Raw genomic sequence first — 21,803 nt, 5'->3', positions numbered from 1 at the left:
CATTTCATATAATGAAATTTCATGAAACCGCATGTACCCTGCGCTTGATCGTCGCAACGAGCCCTTCCCCTACACTCGGGCAATGCCTTTTTACAAAGTGATTTCTCTCTCAAAACCCCTCGCCCTGCCCTCGGTGGGCGGCGCACGCCGCTGGTGGCAGCGGCTCACCCCGCACCGCCAAGACCGGGTGGCCATGCTGGCCCCGCTGGCCGCCGTGATGTTGTTTTTTGCCGCCATCGTCGCGGCCCTGGGCTACCTGCGCCTGGAAGAAATGGACCGTGAACAAGAGGCCGTGCAGCGTGACGTGGAGTACACCCAGCAGCGGCTGCGCCTAAGGCTGTTGGAGCGACAGGAACAAATCATGCGCATTGCGCGCGAGGTGTCGGGCCGGGAGCTGGACGCCGACGACTTCCGCCTGCGCGCAGCCAGCATGATGGACCAGTACCCCGAGGTGCAGGGCATGGCCTGGATCGACGACAAGCGCCGCACCCGCGCCAGCCAGGGCATGGGCGTCATCGCCAGCGGCCCGCTGCAAACCTCGGGCGACGTGCTGGCCAAGGGACAACGCGAAAGCGGTTTCTCGCTCACGCGGGAAGTGAACCAACCGGTCTATATCCAGCACCCGCTCAGCAAAGACGAAGAGCCGCTGCTGCAGATGTATGTCCCGCTGAGCGACCGCGGCCGTTTTGGCGGGGTACTGCTGACAGAATATTCGGTGGACGGCCTGTACCGTTATGGTGTGCCTTCCGAGGTATCCGCCCGCTACGCCGTGTCCTTGCAAGACGCCAATGGTGCCCTCTTGGCCGGCACCAGCATCCCCGCGCGCAAGCTGGTGGGCCGCTTCCTGCCTTGGTCCAACCCAGCCAACGAATACTCCATGGCCGTGTCGCCCGTGGGTGGCGGGCTGGTCATCCGGGCCCAGGCGTACCGGGCCTCATTGGGGGTCATTGGCAGTGGTTTGTTCTGGCTGGTCAGCGCGTTGAGCGTAATGACCGCTTGGATGCTGATTGCCAATTGGCGCCACACGCGCAGGCGTGTGCAGGCCCAGCAGGCGCTGATGTCAGAAACCAATTTCCGCCGGGCTATGGAAAACTCCATGCTCACCGGCATGCGCGCCATGGACTTGCAGGGCCGCATCACCTATGTGAATGCCGCCTTTTGCCAGATGACGGGCTGGACCGAGTCGGACTTGGTAGGCCGTACCGCCCCCTTCCCCTATTGGCCCGATGGAGACCGTGAGCACATGGCCTCACGCCTGGAAGAAGAAATGCACAGCAACACCGCGCCCGGCGGCATCCAGGTGCGGGTCAAGCGGCGCGACAACACGTTGTTTGACGCCCGCCTCTATGTGTCACCCTTGATTGACGCTATGGGCACGCAGACCGGCTGGGTCACGTCGATGACCGACATCACCGAGCCCAACCGCGTGCGCGAGCAGCTGTCGGCCTCGCACCAGCGCTTCACCACGGTGCTGGAGGCGCTGGATGCGTCCATCTCGGTGGCCCCCCTGGGCAGCGACGAACTGCTGTTTGCCAACAAGCTGTACCGCCAGTGGTTTGGCGTGCAAGCAGGCGGACACCTGCAACTGGTGGCAGAAGCTGGCATGCCGCATACCCCGCCCAATGACGAAGCCTCCGACAGTGTGGATTCGTTTGCCGGCCTCCCCACCACGGCCCTGCCAGACAGCGACACGGAAAGTGCCGAAATTTTCATAACCACCCTGGGCAAGTGGCTGGAGGTGCGCACGCGCTACCTGAGCTGGGTGGACGGCCGACTGGCCCAGATGGTGATTGCCACCGACATCACCACCCGCCGCCTGGCCGAAGAACAGGCCGCCACGCAGGCCGAACGGGCACAGACGTCCAGCCGCCTGATCACCATGGGCGAAATGGCGTCCAGCGTGGCGCATGAGTTGAACCAGCCGTTGACCGCTATCAACAACTACTGCAACGGCATGGTTTCGCGCATCAAGGCCAAGCAGATCTCGGAGGAAGACCTGCTGGTGGCGCTGGAGAAAACTGCCAAGCAGGCCCAGCGAGCGGGCCAGATCATCCAGCGCATCCGCTCCTTTGTGAAACGCAGCGAACCCAACCGCACGCTGTCTGAGGTATCTACCATGGTGGCCGAGGCGGTCGAGCTGGCCGAAATCGAGCTGCGCCGCTTCAACGTGCGCCTGAACCACTATGTAGCGGCCCGACTGCCCATGGTGCTGGTCGACCCCATCCTGATCGAACAGGTACTGGTGAACCTGCTGCGCAACGCGGCTGAGTCGATCGACATGGCGCTGCGCCAGACAGCGGAGCGCATCGTCGAGCTACGGGTGCTGCCGCGCCACATTGACAACAAACCCGTCATCGAGTTTTCGGTGCAGGACACTGGCAAGGGGCTGGCGCCCGAGGTGATGGCGCGGTTGTATGAAGCGTTCTACTCCACCAAGGCCGACGGCATGGGAATTGGCCTCAGTTTGTGCCGCTCCATCGTCGAGTCGCACCTGGGCCGGATGACCGCAGAGAACATCTACAATGGCACAGAAGTGTCAGGGTGCCGCTTCTCTTTCTGGGTACCCCTGGCCGAGATCGGCACTCTGACCTACAAAGAGCCGCCTGCGCCCCAACCCAACCTCGGATAACTGAATGAGCTTGATCCCCAAAAAAGGAACGGTTTACGTAGTCGATGACGACGAAGCAGTGCGGGACTCCCTGCAGTGGCTGCTAGAGGGCAAGGGGTACCGGGTGCGGTGCTTTGATTCCGCCGAATCATTTCTGAGCCGCTACGACGCACGCGAAGTGGCCTGCCTGATTGTGGACATCCGCATGGGCGGCATGACCGGCCTGGAGCTGCAAAGCCGCCTAATCGAAGCCAAGTCTCCCCTGCCTATCGTCTTCATCACCGGCCACGGCGATGTGCCCATGGCGGTAGACAGCATGAAAAAAGGCGCCATGGACTTCATCCAGAAGCCCTTCAAGGAAGACCAGCTGGTCAGCCTGGTGGAGCGCATGCTGGAACACGCCAAGGACACGTTTGCCGACTACCAGCTCGCCGTCAGCCGCGACGCGCTGCTCTCCAAGCTCACACTGCGCGAAAGCCAGGTGCTGGAACGCATCGTCGCCGGGCGCCTGAACAAGCAGATTGCCGACGACCTGGGCATCAGCATCAAGACGGTGGAGGCGCACCGCGCCAACATCATGGAAAAACTCAGCGCCAACACCGTAGCCGATCTGCTCAAAATTGCCTTGGGTCAGAACGCACCAAAGACCTGACGCTCCATTTTTTATAGCACCTCGCGCCCGCTCTGCCTCCGCTGCGGGCGTTTTTACTTGAAGACACGACCATGACAGCACCCTCCGCCCAGACCATCGATGGCAACGCCCTGGCCGCCCAACTGCGCGGCGACGTCGCCAAACGCACGACCGCCCTCAAGGCCCGGGGCTTGACGCCTGGCTTGGCCGTGGTGCTAGTGGGTGATAACCAGGCCAGCCAGGTCTACGTGCGCAACAAGGTCAAGGCCTGCACCGACGCCGGCCTGCACTCGGTGCTGGAAAAATACGACGCCACCATGACCGAGGCAGAACTGCTGGCCCGCGTGGACGCACTGAACAACGATCCCAGCATCCACGGCATCCTGGTGCAACTGCCCCTGCCCGCCCACATTGACGCGCACAAGGTCATCGAGGCTATTTCCCCCGCCAAGGACGTGGACGGCTTCCACGTGGCCAGCGCCGGCGCGCTCATGGTGGGCCAGCCCGGCTTCTGGCCCTGCACGCCCTATGGCTGCATGAAGATGCTGGAGTCGATTGGCTACAGCCTCAAGGGCAAGCACGCGGTGGTGATAGGCCGCTCCAACATCGTGGGCAAGCCCATGGCCATGATGCTGCTGCAGCAAAACGCCACCGTCACCATCTGCCACAGCGGCACCAAAGACCTCAAGGCCATGACCTTGCAGGCCGATGTCATCGTGGCCGCCGTGGGCAAGCGCAATGTGCTGACGGCCGACATGGTCAAGCCCGGTGCCGTGGTGATTGACGTGGGCATGAACCGGGATGACGCCGGCAAGCTGTGCGGCGATGTGGACTTTGCCGGTGTCAGCCAGGTTGCGGGCCATATCACCCCTGTGCCCGGTGGCGTAGGCCCTATGACCATCACCATGTTGCTGGTCAACACGCTGGAAGCCGCCGAGCGCGACGCTGCCCAACGCGGGCTTGCATAAGCCTGGCTTGCCCTTATCTAGTTGTCATCTCCAATGTCCGAGCCTTTGCCCATGAATCCACTGTTAAGCACCACCGGTCTGCCCCTGTTTGACCAGATCCAGCCCGAGCATGTGCTCCCTGCCATGGACGACTTGCTGGTGCATGCAGAGCAGGCTTTGGAAAAAGTCACCGCAGCCGACTTCCCTGCTGAATGGCATGCCATTGCGCGCGAGCTGGACGTGGCCACCGAACGGCTGGGCATGGCCTGGGGCGCAGTCAGCCACTTGAACAGCGTGGCCGATACCCCGGAATTGCGTGCCGCTTACAACGCCACGCTCCCCAAAGTCACCGAGTTCTGGACCCGGCTAGGTGCTGACGAACGCCTGTACGCCAAGTACAAGGCCATTGATACCGCCACACTGAACGCGGAGCAGCTGCAAGCCCACAAAAATGCCGTGCGCAACTTTGTGCTGGGCGGTGCCGAGCTGCAAGGCGCAGAGCGCGAGCGTTTTGCCGCCATCCAGGAAAAGCAGGCTGAGCTGGGCCAAAAGTTCAGCGAAAACACGCTGGATGCCACCGACGCCTTTGCCCACTACGCCACCGAGGCCGAGCTGGAAGGCGTGCCGTCCGATGTGCTGCAAGCTGCGCGTGCTGCCGCCCAGGCTGAGGGCAAAGAAGGCTACAAGCTCACGCTCAAGATGCCCTGCTACCTGCCCGTCATGCAGTTTGCCAAGAGCAGCGCCCTGCGCGCCGTGCTGTACCGCGCCTACGTCACCCGCGCATCTACCGAGGCTGCGCCCGAGTTCCTTAAGTTCGACAACACGGCCGTGATCCGCGACATCCTGGCGCTGCGCCAGGAAGAAGCGCATCTGCTGGGCTACGCCAATTTTGGCGCGTTGTCCGTGGTGCCCAAAATGGCGGACTCTCCGGCCACCGTAGTCACCTTCCTGCGTGACCTGGCCCGCAAAGCCCGCCCGTTTGCCGAGCAGGACATTGCCGACCTGCGCGCCTTCGCCAAGACTGATCTGGGTCTGAACGACCCGCAGGCTTGGGACTGGCCCTACATCTCCGAAAAGCTCAAGGAGGCACGCTACGCCTTTAGCGAGCAAGAGGTCAAACAGTACTTCACCGCACCCAAGGTGTTGGCCGGGCTGTTCAAGATCGTGGAAACCCTGTTTGACGTGGAAATCCGCGAGGACAGTGCGCCGGTATGGAATGCGGGCGTGAAGTTCTACCGCATCGAGCGCCGCAACGCCCAGGGCCTGCAGCTGGTCGGCCAGTTTTACCTGGACCCCACGGCCCGCAGTGGCAAACGCGGTGGCGCCTGGATGGACGATGTGCGTACCCGCTGGCTGCGCCCGGACAACGGGCAACTGCAAACGCCTGTGGCCCACTTGGTCTGCAACTTTGCCGAAAGCGTGGACGGCAAGCCCGCACTGCTGACGCATGATGACGTGACCACGCTGTTCCACGAATTCGGCCATGGCCTGCACCACATGCTGACCCAGGTGAACGAACGCGATGTCTCGGGTATCAGTGGTGTGGAATGGGATGCGGTGGAACTGCCCAGCCAGTTCATGGAGAACTTCTGCTGGGAATGGAATGTGCTTCAACACATGACCTCGCACGTGGAAACGGGTGCCGCCCTGCCCCGTGCACTGTTTGACAAGATGTTGGCCGCCAAGAACTTCCAAAGCGGCATGCAGACCTTGCGCCAGATCGAGTTCGCGCTGTTCGACATGCTGCTGCATACCGAGCACAACCCTGCGGACGACTTCCTGCCGCTGCTGGCGCAAGTGCGCCAGGAAGTGGCCGTATTGCAGCCGCCGGCCTGGAGCCGTGCAGCCCACACCTTCAGCCACATCTTTGCGGGTGGCTATGCCGCGGGCTACTACAGCTACAAATGGGCCGAAGTGCTCAGCGCCGACGCCTACGCCGCCTTTGAAGAAAGCGCCGATGCAGAGGGCTTGCCCAATCCGGAAACCGGAAGACAATACCGCATGGCTATTCTGGAGGCGGGCGGCAGCCGCCCTGCCATGGAGTCGTTCAAGGCCTTCCGCGGGCGCGAGCCTTCGCTAGACGCCCTGCTGCGGCACCAGGGCATGACGGCCCACTGAACCCCACTGACAACCGCGTAGGATTGATCCCATGACACACCGCACTATTCACGCATGGTTGGGCGCTTCGGCCCTAGTTTTGGCAGCCTTTGCTGCCCATGGCCAGATGGTCTACAAAATTGTGGGGCCCGACGGAAAGATCACGTTCTCGGACAAGCCGCCAGCGGCCGACAAGGGCAAGATCGCATCCACGGGCACCGGAGGCGCTGCAGCCGATGCCGCCAGTTCCAACCTGCCCTATGAGTTGCGTCAGGTGGTGTCCAAATACCCGGTGACCCTGTATGCCTCGCCCCAGTGCGGGCCCTGCGACTCTGCCCGCAGCTTGCTCAAAGGCCGTGGTGTTCCTTACACCGAACGCTCGGTCACCACCCCAGAAGACCTGGAAGCATTGACGCGCCTGGCAGGCGAGAACTCGCTGCCGTTTGGCACCATCGGTGGGCAGCGCTTGAAAGGCTTTTCGGACGCGGAATGGTCCCAGTACCTGGACGCGGCCGGCTACCCCAAGACCTCTGCGCTGCCCAGCAACTACAAGTTCGCCACCGCCACGCCGCTGGTGGCGCTGCAAAAACCTGCAGCCGCCGCCCCCAAAGAGACGCCCAAGGCCGCAGAGCCAGCACCCGCACCGGCCGCTCCCGCTCCGTCCAACCCCGCAGGCATTACGTTTTAAACAACACCCTGCCCAACAAAAAAAGGCTGCCCCAAGGCAGCCTTTTTTGTCCGTTCAGCCTCAGTCAAAGAGTGCGGTGCGCCACCGGCGTCTCTGGAACCGGGTAGCCCGCAGCGCCAAACGTGCTGACCACCGCCTTGTGGGTGTCAAAGTACACCTGCCAGTAGTGGTCGGTGTGTGTATAGGGGCGCACGCAGAGCAGCGGGCCTTCCGGGGTGAACTGGAGGATTTCAATGTCGGGCGCTGGCGTTGTCACAACGTTTGGAATGGCCGCCACAGCCGTGCGCAGGCGGGCAATCGCATCCATCACGTCCACCCCATTGGCCACCTTGGCCAGACAGTCCACCCGGCGGTACGACAGGGTGCTGAAGTTCTGGATGGAGCCCGAGAACACCGTGTTGTTGCCGACGATGGTGATGACGTTGTCGGGAGTGATGAGCGTGGTGCCAAACAGGCCCAGCTCTTTGACCGTACCGGTCACGCCGCCCGCAGTCACGAAATCACCGACCTTGTAGGGGCGCAGTACCTGCATGAATACACCGGCCGCGAAATGCGTGAGCAAGCCGCCCCAGGCAGTCCCAATGGCCAGACCAGCACCTGCCAACAGAGCTGCGAACGACGTGGTCTGCACGCCAAAAATGTCCAGGATCGCCAGGATCAGAACAATGTTCAGAATAACGGCCAAGATGGAGGTGAGGTAGTTCGCCAGCGTCTGGTCGACCTTGCCACCACGCTGCAATGCCGTGCCCAGCAGCCGCAGCGCCAGCGCGATCAGCCAGCGGCCCACGATCCAGGCGCCCAGGGCACCGAGCAGTTTGAGCCCAAAGTCGGCGCCCTGTGTTGTCAAAAATGTCCAGATGACTTCCGTGTTCATTTCACTATCCTCCCAAAATAAATAGTGCGGACGATGATAACTTTGGGCGAAAAAAAACCCGATCACAGATCGGGTTTTTCAACTTTGGCGGAGACGGAGGGATTCGAACCCTCGATGAGGCTCTACACCCCATACTCCCTTAGCAGGGGAGCACCTTCGGCCACTCGGTCACGTCTCCTAAAGGTCAAGCAGGATTATCGCACGACTCTGACGCGTTTTTTCTCAAACCGTGGCTTGGGTTGCGATCAACGGGATGTTGATGCTGGGTACCAGACCAACACAGGCCCCCTGCGCTCCACAAAACCCTGCGCCACCTTGATGTGGATGCGATGGCCGCGTGTGGTGCAGGCCGCAATTTGCTGTTGCAGCTCGGCCAGTTGCGCTGTGCTCGGAATCACCCAGTAAGCCGTGGCCAGCCAGTGCCGTAAGGCATTCGCCTGGCGCGCCGCAGCCAGCCCTTGCAAGGCTTTCAGCATGGGCAAGCCGTCGTTCCCACGGCGGATGATCTGCAGGTCCGCCGCCGCCATCTCGTCCAGCAGCGCTTGGGCCTGGGCGGCATGGGCCGCACTGCGGGCCAGCGTGTCACGAAACTGCGGAAATACCGCTTCCAGCGCTGGCAATAGCTGCGCGCGGATGCGGTTGCGGGTGAAGCGTTGGTCGGCGTTGGTCGGGTCTTCGACAAAGCTAGCCCCACGCTCAGCCAGCCATGTCCGAATGTCGGCCGCCGAGACCTGCAGCAGGGGCCGGTAAAAGTCCAGACCGTCACGCTGCCACTGTGCCGGCATGGCGCTCAGGCCACGCAAACCCGCACCGCGGCTCAGCGCCAGCAACAGAGTCTCCACCTGGTCATCCGCATGCTGCGCCAGCGCTATGGATTTAATAGCTTCTTGCGCAGATTCCACGCGGGCTAGAGCACCAAAAGCCTTGTAACGGGCAATGCGGGCTGCGTCCTCGGGGCTTTGGCCGGGTGCGTGGCTGGCATCCACTTTCACAACCCGCAGGGGTACCTTCAACTGGATGCACAGTGCCGCACAATGGGCTTCAAAGTCTGCTGCGGCGGCTTGCAGGCCATGGTTGACGTGCAGGGCCACCACCTGCTCCGGCCAGCGCTCGGCACACGCGATCAGCAAGGCAGTGGAGTCTGCCCCACCGCTGAATGCCACCCCCAAAGGCAAAGCGGGCTGAAAAGCCCGCAGGACCGCATCCAGTGACTGGGTCATGGCGTGCGGCAGGTCGCCGGTGCAACCGGCTTATTTGCCGGTGGCCTTGGTGTCGGTAAAGCGGCCGTAGCTTTGCAGGCGCTCGTAGCGGCGGTCCAGCAGTTCCTTGACCTTCAGGTCGCTGATCTGGCGGTAGGCATCGGCCAGCGCACGCTTGAGGAAGGCCGCCGCCTGTTTGGCGTCGCGGTGGGCGCCACCCACAGGCTCGTTGACAATCTTGTCCACCAGACCCAGGGCCTTGAGGCGGTGGGCGGTGATGCCCAGGGCATCCGCTGCATCCTGCGCCTTGTCGGAGGTTTTCCACAAAATCGAGGCACAACCTTCGGGGCTGATGACCGAGTAGATGGAATACTGCAACATGATGACCTGGTCGGCCACCGAAATCGCCAGCGCGCCACCCGAACCGCCCTCACCAATGATGGTGGTGATGATGGGTACTTCGAGCTGCGCCATCTCAAAGATGTTGCGGCCAATGGCCTCCGATTGGCCGCGTTCTTCGGCGTCAATACCGGGGTAGGCGCCAGGTGTGTCCACAAAAGTAAACACCGGCAGCTTGAACTTCTCGGCCAGCTTCATGAGGCGCAGCGCCTTGCGGTAGCCCTCAGGCTTGCTCATGCCAAAGTTGCGCAAACCGCGTTCCTTGGTGTCACGGCCCTTTTGCTGGCCAATCACCATGCAGGGCGTGCCGTTAAAGCGGGCCAGGCCGCCCACAATGCTCAGATCGTCGGCAAAGTGGCGGTCACCGTGCAACTCCACAAAGTGCGTGAAGATGTCGTTGACGTAGTCCAGCGTGTAAGGACGCTCGGCGTGGCGTGCGATCTTGGTGATTTGCCAAGGGGTCAAATCACTGTAAATGTCTTTGGTGAGCTGCTGGCTCTTCTTGCTCAGTTGGTCAATCTCGGCGGAAATGTCCACCGCCGACTCGTTCTGCACATAGCGCAACTCTTCAATCTTGCCTTCCAGCTCGGCAATGGGCTGTTCAAAGTCGAGAAATGTCTTTTTAGCCAACGCGGTTCTCCTTCTAGTACGCGACCGGTAGGGGGTCGAGAGACCGCCAAATATACCAAGTTGCCACGCTGCAGTACGGCGCCCAAGCGGCAGCCACCTCGCGCGCATCGCTGCGGCTCACTACATCGTCCGAAAAATAGTTCTTGCTGATGCCCTGGATCAGGCCGTCATCGTCCAGCGGCAGCACATTGGGACGCATCAGGTGGAAGATCAGGAACATCTCAGCCGTCCAGCGACCAATGCCGCGGATGGCCACCAATTCCGCGATGATTTCCTCATCGCCCATGCCGTCCCAGTCCTTGACGTGCAAGGCCCCATTGTCAAAGTGCAGGGCCAGGTCTACCAAATATTCGACCTTGCGCACGCTCAGGCCCGCGGCGCGCATGTCGTCCACCTTGAGCTTGAGCACATTGGCCGGGGTCATCTTGCGCGGCAGCACCGCAAAACGGTCCCACACGGTCTGGGCGGATTTGACAGAGATCTGCTGGCCCACAATGCTGCGCGCCAAGGTCACAAAGGCGTCACCCCGGGTTTGAAGGCAGGCATCGCCAAACTGGGGAATCAGGCGCTTCATCACCCGGTCTTTTTTCATCAGGTGCTTGCAGGCCTCTTCCCAAAAATAGGGGGTGGCTACCACCTCTTCAGGCTTGATAGATGTAGCCATTACTGCGTAGCTTCCCAAGTCGTGCCCGCGGCCGAGTCTTTCAGAACGATGCCCTGGGCCAGCAAATCCTTGCGGATGGCGTCGGCCAATGCAAAGTCTTTGGCGGCTTTGGCCGCGGCACGCTGGGCAATCAAGGCCTGGATAGCGGTATCACCCAAGGACGCACCCGCTTGCAAAAAAGCTTTAGGGTCCGCTTGCAACAGGCCCAGGCAAGCACCCAAGGCTTTCAACTGCCCGGCCAACGCAGGGGATTTGCTGCGGTTTACTTCAGACGCCAAATCGAACAACACGGCGATAGCCTCGGGCGTGCCGAAATCTTCGTCCATGCCGGCCTTGAAACGTGCCGCAAACGGCTCAGACCAGTCGATCGCTGCGGGCACTTGGGGCGCCACGGTATCCAACGCCGTGTAAAGGCGCCGCAACGCGGCGTGGGCATCGTTAAGGTGGGCATCGCTGTAATTCAGCGCCGTACGGTAATGGGGGCGCACCAGGAAGAAGCGCACGGTCTCCACGTCGTACTTGGCCAAGACCTCGCGGATGGTGAAAAAATTACCCAAGCTCTTGGACATTTTCTCGTTGTCCACCCGCACAAAGCCGTTGTGCACCCAGAAGGCCGCCAGCGGCTTGCCATTGGCGCCTTCACTCTGAGCGATCTCGTTTTCGTGGTGCGGAAACTGCAGATCAGCCCCACCTCCATGGATGTCGAAGGTTTCGCCCAGCGTTGACCCGCACATGGCCGAGCACTCGATGTGCCAGCCAGGGCGGCCAGCACCAAACGCACTGTCCCACTTGGCATCGGCCGGTTCTTCAGGCTTGGCAGCCTTCCACAACACAAAGTCCAAGGGATCTTCTTTGCCATCCTGCACGGCCACACGCTCCCCAGCCCGTAGTTCGTCCAGCGACTTGCCAGAAAGCTTGCCGTAGCCGACAAACTTGCGCACGGAGTAATTCACATCGCCATTGCTGGCGCGGTAGGCCAAGCCCTTGTCCTCCAACCGCCCAATCAGTGACAGCATCTGCGACACATATTCGGTGGCGCGTGGCTCAAGGGTGGGGGGCTCAATGCCCAGCGCGCCGATATCGGCATGCATGGCGGTAATCATTTCATCAGTGAGCTGGCGGATGGTGATACCCCGTTCCAGCGCACGCTTGATGATCTTGTCGTCGATATCGGTGATGTTGCGCACATAGGTCACACGGTAGCCACTGCTCTTAAGCCAGCGCTGCACCACGTCGAAGGCCATCATCATCCGGGCATGGCCGATATGGCACAGGTCGTAGATGGTCATGCCGCAGACGTACATGCGCACATGCCCCGCCTCGATCGGTGAAAACGTTTCCAACTCACGCGATAGCGTGTTGTAAATGCGCAAACTCATGGGTATCTCAAAACCAACACACAAAAGCAGCGAGCCCATGGCAACTCGGGTGCGGGTTGCGGGGCTCGCGCGGGGTGAATCCGGGGTATTTGCCGGGGAGAGACAGGCTACCCCTCAGCTACAATGCAACGCAGTATAAAGCCCCGGCCAGAGGGCCATCACCCGCGCAGAAATCCAAAGGCAATATGAAGCACGCCCCCTCTCTCGTATTCTCATCACTCCGAATGGCAGCCCTTGCGGTCTCCATGATGCTGTCGGTAGCCCATGCGGATGAATATGCGGACGTGTCCCAACTGGTGCGCAATGGCAAGCTGGCCGATGCCCTGACCAAGGCCGACCAGTACTTGGCGACCAAGCCACGTGATCCACAAATGCGCTTCCTTAAGGGCGTGATCCAGCGCGATTCGGGCAAAACCAGCGACGCCATCGCCACCTTTACCCGCCTGACCGAAGACTACCCCGAACTGCCCGAGCCCTATAACAACCTGGCCGTGCTGTACGCTGGTCAGAGCCAGTTTGACAAGGCCCGCACGGCGTTGGAAATGGCCATCCGCACCAACCCCAGCTACACCACCGCCCATGAAAACCTGGGTGACGTGTATGCCAAGCTGGCCAGCCAGGCCTACGGTAAAGCGCTGCAGCTCGATGCCTCCAACACCGCCGTGGCACCCAAGCTGGCCCTGATTCGCGAGCTGTTCAACCCCGCCGCCAAGGGCCAGCGCCCCACGGCCGCCGCAACGCTCCCCTCCCCCGTGCCCGCAGTGCCTAGCGCCGCTGTGGTCGCAGCAGCGCCTCCGGCCAAAGCCCCACCGACCCTGCCAGCCCAGGCACCGGTCAAGGCGCCCCCCACATTGGCCACCGCACCAGCACCTGCCGCCACCGTGGCCGCTGTCACGCCACCTGCGGCGACTGTGCCTCCCGTTGCGGCAGCTGCACCAGTGACCACACCAGCCCCTACGCCCACTCCACAACCGGCCGCCGCGCCCGCCCATGTGGCCGCCAATGGCAACAAGGAAGTGGAAGCCGCCGTGCGCGCGTGGGCCCATGCCTGGGCGTCCAAAGACGTCAAAGGCTATCTGGCCTCGTATGGCAAAGAGTTTGACCCACCCGGCAACGCCAACCGCAGCGCCTGGGAAGAAGAGCGCCGCCAACGCATCACCAGCAAGTCCAAAATCAGCGTGAAACTGGAAAACCTGATCATTTCCATTAACGGCAACAAAGCAGTAGCCAAGTTCCGCCAGGATTACAAGGCCAATGAACTGGCCGTATCCAGTCGCAAGGCGCTGGACTTGGTCAAGGCCGGCGAACGTTGGGTCATCGTGCGGGAGTCGGTGGTCAACTGAGTCTCAGCGACTGCAGTTTGTGTTCACCATGCTTTGCTCCCCCCAGACCTTGCGCCATTCTCCGGACTCCTCTTTGCAGGCCACGCTACGCACCGTAGTGGTGGTGCTCGCTTTCTGCCTGGGCAGCAGCTTGGCGTTTGCAGCAAAGCGCGCGGCCAAACCCAACCCTGCGCCCGCCCCAGTCACGCAACAGCCCTCGGACTCTGACGGCGTGGCCGAGGCCCGCTTGATCGAGGTCTACACCCTGATTGGCAAGGGCCAGAACCGCGAGGCGCTGGCCAAAGCGGAGCACCTGGCACAAGATCTGCCGCACTTTCAGCTGGCCCAGTTGGTGTATGGAGACCTGCTGGCCGCACGCACCCGCCCCCTGACCGTAGTGGGCGATGTCCCCGAGGCCATGGCGCGTGAAGCCTCTGGCACGCTGGGCGAACTGCGCGAAGAGTCTCTGCGCCGCGTGCGGGCCCTGAAGGAGCGCCCGACTGTCGGCATGGTGCCCACCCAGTTTTTGCAACTGTCCCAGCGCACCAAGCATGCGATTGCGGTGGATGCTTCACGCTCGCGCTTGTACCTGTTTGAAAACACCGCATCGGGCCTGAATTTGGTGGCGGACTACTACATCTCGGTGGGCAAGGCCGGGACGTCCAAAACCGCAGAGGGCGACCAGCGTACGCCGCTGGGCATCTACTACATCACCAGCAATCTGGACCGCAAGTCGCTCAAGGAGTTTTATGGCTCCGGCGCCCTGCCCATCAACTACCCCAACATTCTGGATACCAAGCGTGGCAAGACCGGCGGCGGTATTTGGCTGCACGGCACACCACCCAACCAGTTCTCGCGCCCGCCCTTGGCCACCGACGGCTGCGTGGTGCTGGCCAATCCCGATCTGGACCACATCATCCGTACAGTAGAGGTGCGCTCCACGCCTGTGGTGATTTCGCCCCAGCTGCAATGGGTGTCGCCCAACAGCTCGCGCGGCGAGGCCAAACCGTTTGAAGACGCCTTGCTGGCATGGCGCAATGCCAAGACCTCCGGCGACATCAACCAGGTGCTGTCCTTCTACACGTCCGACTTCTCCAGCAATGGCAAGTCGCTGACGCAATGGACACCCACCCTGCGCTCCGAGATGGACAAAATGCAGGGCCGTACCATCCAACTGAAAGATGTGTCCTACCTGCGCTGGACAGACAGTGCCGACACCATGGTGGCCACCTTTGGCGAGGTGGCCGATGGGGTGCGCGTGGGTTGGACCAAGCGCCAGTACTGGATACGCCAGGGCAACCATTGGAAAATCTTCTTTGAAGGAGTCTTGTAGTGGGACTGTTCACCTCTGTACCTGCCTCGGTGCCCACGCGCCGAGCCGCCTTGGCCGTGTGCGCCACGCTTTTGCTGCCGTCCATGGCACTGGCAGACGAGCTGCCGCGCGTGAAATTCCAGACATCGGCCGGGGAGTTTGTGGTGGAGTTGTACGCTGACAAGGCGCCGAAGACAGTGGAAAACTTCTTACAGTACGTGAAAGACAAGCACTACAACGGCACAATTTTTCACCGCGTGATCCCTAACTTCATGGTGCAGGGCGGCGGCTACGACACCAAGTACAACGAGCGCCCCACCCGTGCACCCGTGGTCCATGAAGGCCGGGATGCTTTGGCCAAAGGCGGCCCGCGCAATGTGGTGGGCACGCTGGCCATGGCCCGTACCAATGACCCCCAATCCGCCACCGCACAATTCTTCATCAATGTGCAGGACAATGCGTTTCTGGACCCGATTCTGATTCCGCCGGGCGACCCGGTTCCCCGTTTTGAGTACCAGGGCCAGGTGTACAAAGACACCCCCCGCGCAGCACTGCTGAACTCGCCCCAGTTGTTCGGCTACACCGTGTTTGGCAAAGTCATCAGCGGCATGGAGGTAGTCATGAAAATCAAGGCGACGCCTACGGGCGCAGGCGGACCTTTCCGCAGCGACGTTCCCCAAACCCCCATCATCATCAACTCCGCCACAGTGGCGAAATAAACCATGAGCAATCCCCAAGTCGAACTCCACATCACAGGCTACGGCGTCATCACGCTGGAACTGGATGCTGACAAAGCCCCCAAGTCCACCGCCAACTTCCTGGCCTATGTGAACAAGGGCCACTACAACAACACCATCTTCCACCGCGTCATCCCCGGCTTTATGGTGCAAGGTGGCGGCATGGAACCGGGCATGGGCCAGAAGTCCACCGACGCCCCCATTGAGAATGAAGCCAACAATGGCCTCAAGAACAATGTGTACACCGTGGCCATGGCACGCACGGGCGATCCCCACTCCGCCACGGCCCAGTTCTTCATCAACATTGCCGACAACGGCTTCCTGAACCACACCGCGCCCTCCACCCAGGGCTGGGGCTACGCCGTGTTTGGCAAAGTGATTTCGGGCACCGAGGTGGTCGACAAGATCAAGGCTGTGAAGACGGGCCGCAAGGGCTTTCATGACGATGTGCCCAAGGAAGACGTCATCATCGAAAAAGCCGTCGCGCTGTAAGCCCCAGGTGCTGTGGGATGGAACTGCACACACCGTCCCACTGGCAGCGCATCGACTTCATTTCTGACCTGCACCTGCAGGCCAGTGAACCGCAGACCTTCGAGGCCTGGCGCCAGTACCTGGACCAGACCTCGGCGGATGCGGTTTTTATTTTGGGTGACCTGTTTGAAGTCTGGGTGGGCGACGATGTGCTGACCCAGACCTCCAGCTTCGAAGCCGAATGCAGCCGTGTGCTACACCGTGCATCACGGCGCCTGCCTCTCTACCTCATGCACGGCAACCGCGACTTTCTCATGGGCGATGCCCTGATGCGGGCCTGCGGTGCCACCCTGCTCCCCGACCCCACGGTTCTTCAGTTCGGCCCTGCACGCTGGCTGCTCAGCCATGGGGACGCACTTTGCCTGGGCGACACCGACTACCAGGTGTTTCGCAGCCAGGTGCGCAGCCCGGAATGGCAACACACATTCTTGAGTCAACCTCTGGCCATGCGGCAAGACATTGCCCGCAGCCTGCGCAGCCAGAGCGAAGCCAGAAAACAGATGGGAACCGAATACGCCGATGTGGACACCCCGGCCGCGCTGCAATGGCTGGCCACTGAAAATGCCTCGCACCTGCTGCACGGCCACACACACAAGCCCGGTTTTCATACGCTGGATACGGCGCATGACCGCACGGTGCTCAGCGATTGGGATTTAGGGGCCACGCCACCCCGTGCGGAGGTGTTGCGCTTGTCGCGACACCCGCATGCAGGCACCGATGTGCAAGTCCAACGCCTGCTGCCGGACAGTCCCGAGATCAGTTCACCCAGGCTTGCGGATTGACCTCGTCAATCTGCCAGGGATCCAGAAACTGCTGGGCGTAACGCAGGTAGACCTCTTCCTGCACAAAGATATCGAACAGGTCCGGATCGATGTGGCCACCGGTGCGGAACTTGTGCATGATGCCCATGGCCTGTGACAGCTTCATGCCCTGCTTGTAGGGGCGGTCTCGCGCGGTCAGCGCCTCGAAAATATCGGCAATACCCATGACCCGGGCCTGCACCGACATCTGCTCACGCGTGAGCCCCTTGGGGTAACCCTTGCCGTCCATGCGTTCGTGGTGGCCGCCGGCGTACTCGGGCACATTCTTCAGATGCTTGGGCCAGGGCAGCTGCTCCAACATCTTGATGGTGGCCACGATGTGGTAATTGATGATGTCGCGCTCGCCGGCAGTCAGCGTGCCGGCGCGGATTGTCAGGTTCTCGATCTCTTCTGCGGTCAGGAAATCCGACTCCACGCCATCGGTGTTGCGCCACCGAGCACCGGTGCCAATCTGGCGGACCCGCTCCACGTCGGCATCCTTCATGAACTCGCCGCCCTGGTTGGCCTTGCGCAGAAACTCGCGGTCGTCGTTCAGTGCGTCAATGGCCGTGCGGGCGGTGGACATGACTTCTGCCTCTGCGGTGGCATCACGTGCCTCGCGCAACGCCAGTTGTTCGCGCAACGCAGCTATTTCCAGGTCACGCTTGAGCACTTCAAAGCGGGTGTCCACCAGCTGCATCCGGTCAAACAGGGTCTGCAGCTTGGTGGCCTTGTCCACCACATGCACAGGGGTGGTGACCTTGCCGCAGTCGTGCAGCAAACCGGCGATCTTCAGCTCGTAGCGGTCGCGATCGTCCATCGTGAAGTCGGCCAAAGGCCCGCCCTGGGTGGCGTTCACCGCCTCAGCCAGCATCATGGTCAGCGCGGGCACGCGCTGGCAGTGGCCACCGGTGTAGTGGGATTTCTCGTCAATGGCCAGGTTGATCAGGCTGATGAAGGACTCAAACAGCGTTTCCAGCTGCGTCATCAGGTTGCGGTTGGTGATGGCAATGGCGGCCTGGGAGGCCAGGGATTCAGCCAGGCTCTGGTCGGCACTGGAGAACGAAACCACAGCACCGGTCTGCGGGTGTTTGGCATTGATCAGCTGCAGCACGCCGATGACGTCACCCTCATGGTCCTTCATGGGTACGGCCAGGAAGGACTGCGAGCGGTAGCCGGTGCGTTCGTCAAACAGGCGAGTGCCGGAGAAGTCGAAATTGGCCTCGGTATAGGCGTCGGCGATGTTGACGGTCTGGTTGTTCAGCGCCGCGTAGGCGGCAACCAGTGAATCATTGTGCTTGCCTTCCGCATCGCGCAGCGGCAGATTGGGGAAGTTGATGGGGTTGCCGGAGGTTCCGCCCATGGCGATGTGCAGGGAATCGGTCCGCAAGATCTCAAACCGCAGCGCCTGCTGGTCATCGGTCATGCGGTACAGCGTGCCGCCGTCCGCGTGGGTAATCGTCTTGGCCGCGACCAGGATGCTCTCCAGCAAGCGCGTGATGTCGCGCTCTTTAGAGAGGGCCGTCCCGATGGCGTTGAGTTGCTCCAGCCTGCGCAGCAGGTCGTCCACTGAGTCCACAGTTTCCCCCTTGGTCAAAACGCCCTCCCTCGCTGGCAGCGCCATTGTTCCACGCCGCTTAGCGCTTGAGCAACACTTTCAACGCATTCTGCAAACGGCGGGCATCGGCGGCGTTGAATTCACCGGCCAACACCGCAGCGGTGTCCTGGCCCCAGGTTTGGGCAGGGGCTGGGTCGTTGCGGCGGGTCAGCAACTGCAACTGCAGGCCGCGGCGCGCATCCAGGTGCTCGGCGGGCGTGGGCACTTCGGCGGCCATTTCCAGGCGCAGCAGCGACTGTGCCGCTTGTGGCTTGGCGCCGCCCTCCACGGCCTTCACCCACACCGGGCGGTTTTGGGCCGCGGCACGGTTGCCCAGCTCTTGGGCCGGCGGCAACAGGCTGGCATCGCGCTTTTCCCACGCGGTCAGCAGCTGGGTCAGCGCCTCGCCATGGGCTTGGGCGGCCAGTTTCCTCAAGGCCAGTTGGGCGTGTTCCAGTGCATCACGCTGGGCACGGAAGGCCGTGTCGCCCAGGCGTGGCGCAGCAGGTGCGTAGCTGCGGTCCCCACGGTCACCCCGGTCGTCGCGGCGCGGACCACGGTCACCCCAAGGGGCTGCGGCACCATCACGGCCACCACGACCGGCACCAGCGTCCTTGCGGTCGCCAAATTTGCCACCACGGCCACCGGGCGCAGCAGGCGCTTCTTTTTTCATGCCAGGCCGGTCATCGCCACGCACGGCGACCACGGGTTTGGGTGCCGGTTTGGCGGGTACAACGGCTGCCACAGGGGTTTCCTCTGCGGCAACTTCGGGTGCAGCATCAGTTTCAGCACCGGCATCCGCTATCGATTCAGGAGCAGCCTGCGCAGATTCCACGAGGGCTACAGGCATATTTGGTGCCTCAGCAGCGGCAGACTGGGCCGCCTGCTCTTGTGCACCGGCGGCTGTCACATCGGCTTGCGCCTGAGCCTGGCCTTGCAAAGCGGCTTCCAGCGCGGCCATGGCGGCGCGAATCGCCTGGGCGTCACCCGAAGCATTGGCGGCTTCCAGCGCCTTGGCAGCATCCAGCACGCTGCGGTCACGTGCGCCCAGAGCGGTTTCTGCCTTTTCACGCTCGGTCGTCTTGCGGTTGAACGCGTCGTCGATAGGCTTGCGGAAAGCGTCCCACAGCTTTTGCTCTTGGCGGCGGTCAATTGGCACTGCATGGGCCTGGGCTTGCCAGCGCTGCTGCAGTGCCTTGACGGCGTCGATGCGCAGCACCGGGGCGTCGCCCAGCACCTTGGCTTCCTCAATCATGGCGTGGCGAGCGGCCAAGCTTTGGGCTTGCAGCGCTTCCAGCGGGGCCGCAGCGTTGGCAATCGCGGCTTTCCACAGGGGTTGCAGCTCAGCAAACACCTTTTCGCCCACATGGCCACCTTCGCGCCAGCGGTCGCCGAACTGGTGCAGGATGCGATTGAAGCCCTTCCAGTCGTCGTCCAGCGCGGTGCGGTTGGCTTCGGCCCAGGCGTTGACCTCGGCAATCAGGGCCAGGCGCTGGGCTTTGTGCTCGGCGGATTCGGCCTTCACCTTCTCCAGCCAGCCCTCGACCACTTTGTAGGCCTCGTTGCAGGCTTCGTCAAAGCGCTTCCACAGCGCGTGGTTGGGCACACCGCCTTGGTCGGTTTGCTTCCACTGGTCGCGCAGGGTACGCAGGGTTTCCTGCATCTTGCGGCCACCAATGGCCTGGCCTTCGGGACGCTTGAGCAGGCCTTCGGCCTTGGTGACCAGCTCCTCGCGGATCTGGTCGGCGCGCCAACGCTGCCAGCCTTCCAGTTCACCGGCGGCGGCCAGCGCGGCATGGGCCTGGTTTTCCAGCTTGCCGTCGATCACTTTGCCAAATTCCTTGAGCGCATTGCGCAGCGCATTGGCCGCGCCGGCGCTGGCCTTGCCATGGCCTTCGGCCACTTCCAGCTCCAGCGTATTCAACGCAGCACGCACTGCGGCACTGGCTTGGGCACGCACTTCGGGATCAATCTTGGGTTTGGCCTGCTTGGGCGGTGCTTCAGCAGGCACGCCGCGCGCGGTGCGCAACTCATCGGCCCACACGGGCACGGGCGGCAGCGGCGCGCTGGCGTCCGCTGCAGCAGCCACAGCCAGGTTCAAGGCAGCCTGGAATGCGTCCCACACCACCAACAGTTGGCCGCGGGAAGCGTCCAGCAGCGGCGGGAACTTCAGGTCCACACTGGCCCAACTAACATGCGCCACCAGCGCAGTAGCCTGGGTTTGCCAATGCTCCACGTCGGCGCGCAGGGCATCCAGCGCTGACTGGGCATCGCCCCAGGGTTTGGTGGACAGCACTTCAATGCGCTGGGCCAGCAGGACGGCGGCCTCGCGCTGCACCTGCACCTGGTGCTGCAGGTCTTCAATGCCGCGCACGCGCTCGGCCAGTTGGGTTTTGAGGGTGGCGAGCGGCTCTTTGCTCAGGGGGGCACCGGCTTTGGCGGCATCGCGCTGCCAGGCCAAGGCATCAGCAATATTGAGCTTGGCCGTGTCGATCAGCGCCTGGGCGCGGGCGGCCCACTCGGCGGCCAGGGCCTCTTGCCCCTTGGAGCGGCGGGCTTCGTCGAGCTTTTCGCGCACCAGCTTGGCAGCGCCCTTGTCCTTGATGCTGAGTTCCTTGAACACTTCAGACAGCTGCTCGGCCGCTGGGTTGCCCAACAACCACTCCCGAATGCGGGATGCGCGCTCGCCCGATGTGGCCGCAGTGAAGGCGCCCCCGGTCAGGCTATCTAGGTGGGCAATATCGGTGTGTTTGGCAGAGGTGGGCGACGTCACAGTGGGCTCGGGAATAGGTTGAATGCAAATGCGCAACCGGCTATTTTCGCCGCGAAATGAAGCCCCTATCGATGTTTTTGATATGCCCCGCAAGTGGTGTGGCAAGCTGACCTCTGCTGGCTCCTCATTTTTGAAGAAAATAAGACCCTAGCCCCCGTATTCATTGCGCAAGCAGCTATCAAATGAATAGCATAGTGAACGAACGCGTCTACAGGAGAGCGACAGCATCTGCTCTATCTATATAGAGGGACTGTGCGATTCCCCCCAGAAGACACTGCGCAAAAACAAGAAAGCCCGACACCAGTCTTCACAGACAGGTGCCGGGCTCGATGGCTGACCACAGGTCCATGCCATCAGGGGTTGCCGCAAGGGAGTATGGCGTCCCAAGCGGTCTAGAAGCAATAGATTGCCTCCTTTGAAGTTACCGGGGCCGCTTTATCACGGTGCCTTCAGCACGGACTGGCTACTGCCGGTAATTCGCCTGCAACTGCAGACCGCCCCACTCTAGTCATGCTCCCGGTGGGATGCAAATCGATCTTTCAATGGATCTGCTGCCTCCGATTAGAAAGATTGAGGCACCCAGTCTATTTGCCCGTTGGTTACGGTTTTTACCCT

The 21,803-nt window shown here is 62.0% G+C and carries 17 protein-coding genes and 1 tRNA gene; 10 read left to right on the top strand and 8 right to left on the bottom strand.

The features are described 5' to 3' along the window. Positions 1-82 precede the first annotated feature (82 nt). The 5 genes from AC1DZ5_RS12490 (at position 83) to AC1DZ5_RS12470 (ending at position 6,971) form a co-directional block, all read left to right on the top strand. Positions 83-2,629 carry a PAS domain-containing sensor histidine kinase gene (locus AC1DZ5_RS12490; RefSeq protein WP_477889461.1) on the top strand — a complete coding sequence of 849 codons (2,547 nt, stop codon included), beginning with the start codon at positions 83-85 and terminating at the stop codon, positions 2,627-2,629. Positions 2,630-2,633: 4 nt separating this feature from the next. Then, complete coding sequence (locus tag AC1DZ5_RS12485; RefSeq protein ID WP_094478892.1) at positions 2,634-3,260, top strand: response regulator transcription factor; 627 nt, start codon at positions 2,634-2,636, stop codon at positions 3,258-3,260. Between the two features lie 71 nt (positions 3,261-3,331). Continuing rightward, positions 3,332-4,207, top strand: coding sequence for a bifunctional methylenetetrahydrofolate dehydrogenase/methenyltetrahydrofolate cyclohydrolase FolD (folD, locus tag AC1DZ5_RS12480; protein ID WP_477889458.1), 876 nt, complete (start codon positions 3,332-3,334; stop codon positions 4,205-4,207). 51 nt (positions 4,208-4,258) lie between these two features. Beyond that, positions 4,259-6,304 carry a M3 family metallopeptidase gene (locus AC1DZ5_RS12475; protein ID WP_477889456.1) on the top strand — a complete coding sequence of 682 codons (2,046 nt, stop codon included), beginning with the start codon at positions 4,259-4,261 and terminating at the stop codon, positions 6,302-6,304. Between the two features lie 31 nt (positions 6,305-6,335). Continuing rightward, entirely contained in the window at positions 6,336-6,971 is a 636-nt protein-coding gene (locus AC1DZ5_RS12470; RefSeq protein WP_477889454.1) for a glutaredoxin domain-containing protein, read from the top strand. Positions 6,972-7,035: 64 nt separating this feature from the next. Here AC1DZ5_RS12470 and AC1DZ5_RS12465 read toward each other — a convergent pair whose 3' ends face one another. From AC1DZ5_RS12465 to cysS, 6 genes are all read right to left on the bottom strand, one after another. Next, a complete protein-coding gene (locus tag AC1DZ5_RS12465) occupies positions 7,036-7,845 on the bottom strand; it encodes a mechanosensitive ion channel family protein (protein WP_477889452.1) in 810 nt (269 codons plus the stop codon). Positions 7,846-7,930: 85 nt separating this feature from the next. Further along, positions 7,931-8,023: transfer RNA gene (locus AC1DZ5_RS12460), tRNA-Ser, on the bottom strand. A 67-nt stretch (positions 8,024-8,090) separates the two neighbouring features. Then, positions 8,091-9,065: a tRNA lysidine(34) synthetase TilS gene (gene tilS / locus AC1DZ5_RS12455; RefSeq protein ID WP_477889450.1), complete on the bottom strand. Its 975-nt coding sequence runs from the start codon at positions 9,063-9,065 to the stop codon at positions 8,091-8,093. A 30-nt stretch (positions 9,066-9,095) separates the two neighbouring features. Next, the gene (locus AC1DZ5_RS12450) at positions 9,096-10,073 is read right to left on the bottom strand and encodes an acetyl-CoA carboxylase carboxyltransferase subunit alpha (protein WP_477889448.1); all 978 of its coding nucleotides are present in this window, start codon (positions 10,071-10,073) and stop codon (positions 9,096-9,098) included. A 13-nt stretch (positions 10,074-10,086) separates the two neighbouring features. Next, entirely contained in the window at positions 10,087-10,737 is a 651-nt protein-coding gene (locus AC1DZ5_RS12445; RefSeq protein ID WP_477889446.1) for a DNA-3-methyladenine glycosylase family protein, read from the bottom strand. Then, the gene (gene cysS, locus AC1DZ5_RS12440) at positions 10,737-12,116 is read right to left on the bottom strand and encodes a cysteine--tRNA ligase (protein WP_477889444.1); all 1,380 of its coding nucleotides are present in this window, start codon (positions 12,114-12,116) and stop codon (positions 10,737-10,739) included. The genes AC1DZ5_RS12445 and cysS overlap by 1 nt, the downstream gene beginning before the upstream one ends. 224 nt (positions 12,117-12,340) lie before the next feature. On the opposite strand from cysS, the gene AC1DZ5_RS12435 reads away from it, so the two are divergent. The 5 genes from AC1DZ5_RS12435 (at position 12,341) to AC1DZ5_RS12415 (ending at position 16,800) form a co-directional block, all read left to right on the top strand. Further along, positions 12,341-13,459, top strand: coding sequence for a YybH family protein (locus AC1DZ5_RS12435; protein WP_477889442.1), 1,119 nt, complete (start codon positions 12,341-12,343; stop codon positions 13,457-13,459). Between the two features lie 49 nt (positions 13,460-13,508). Further along, entirely contained in the window at positions 13,509-14,771 is a 1,263-nt protein-coding gene (locus tag AC1DZ5_RS12430; RefSeq protein ID WP_477889440.1) for a L,D-transpeptidase family protein, read from the top strand. Between the two features lie 83 nt (positions 14,772-14,854). After that, a complete protein-coding gene (locus AC1DZ5_RS12425) occupies positions 14,855-15,469 on the top strand; it encodes a peptidylprolyl isomerase (RefSeq protein ID WP_477889520.1) in 615 nt (204 codons plus the stop codon). A gap of 3 nt (positions 15,470-15,472) precedes the next feature. Next, positions 15,473-15,979, top strand: a complete 507-nt coding sequence (locus tag AC1DZ5_RS12420; RefSeq protein WP_477889438.1) for a peptidylprolyl isomerase — start codon at positions 15,473-15,475, stop codon at positions 15,977-15,979. A gap of 17 nt (positions 15,980-15,996) precedes the next feature. Then, positions 15,997-16,800, top strand: a complete 804-nt coding sequence (locus AC1DZ5_RS12415) for a UDP-2,3-diacylglucosamine diphosphatase (protein WP_477889436.1) — start codon at positions 15,997-15,999, stop codon at positions 16,798-16,800. On the opposite strand, the gene AC1DZ5_RS12410 is transcribed toward AC1DZ5_RS12415, so the two are convergent. After that, on the bottom strand, positions 16,775-18,397 hold the full coding sequence (locus AC1DZ5_RS12410) for an HD domain-containing phosphohydrolase (RefSeq protein WP_477889434.1): 1,623 nt from the start codon (positions 18,395-18,397) through the stop codon (positions 16,775-16,777). The genes AC1DZ5_RS12415 and AC1DZ5_RS12410 overlap by 26 nt on opposite strands. 58 nt (positions 18,398-18,455) lie before the next feature. Then, positions 18,456-21,188 carry a DUF349 domain-containing protein gene (locus AC1DZ5_RS12405; protein ID WP_477889432.1) on the bottom strand — a complete coding sequence of 911 codons (2,733 nt, stop codon included), beginning with the start codon at positions 21,186-21,188 and terminating at the stop codon, positions 18,456-18,458. Between the last annotated feature and the right edge of the window lie 615 nt (positions 21,189-21,803).

This window comes from Rhodoferax sp. P1_F3, from assembly GCF_056405715.1.
The sequence above is the reverse complement of the archived record's forward strand: the minus strand, read 5'-3'. Positions and strand labels throughout refer to the sequence as shown.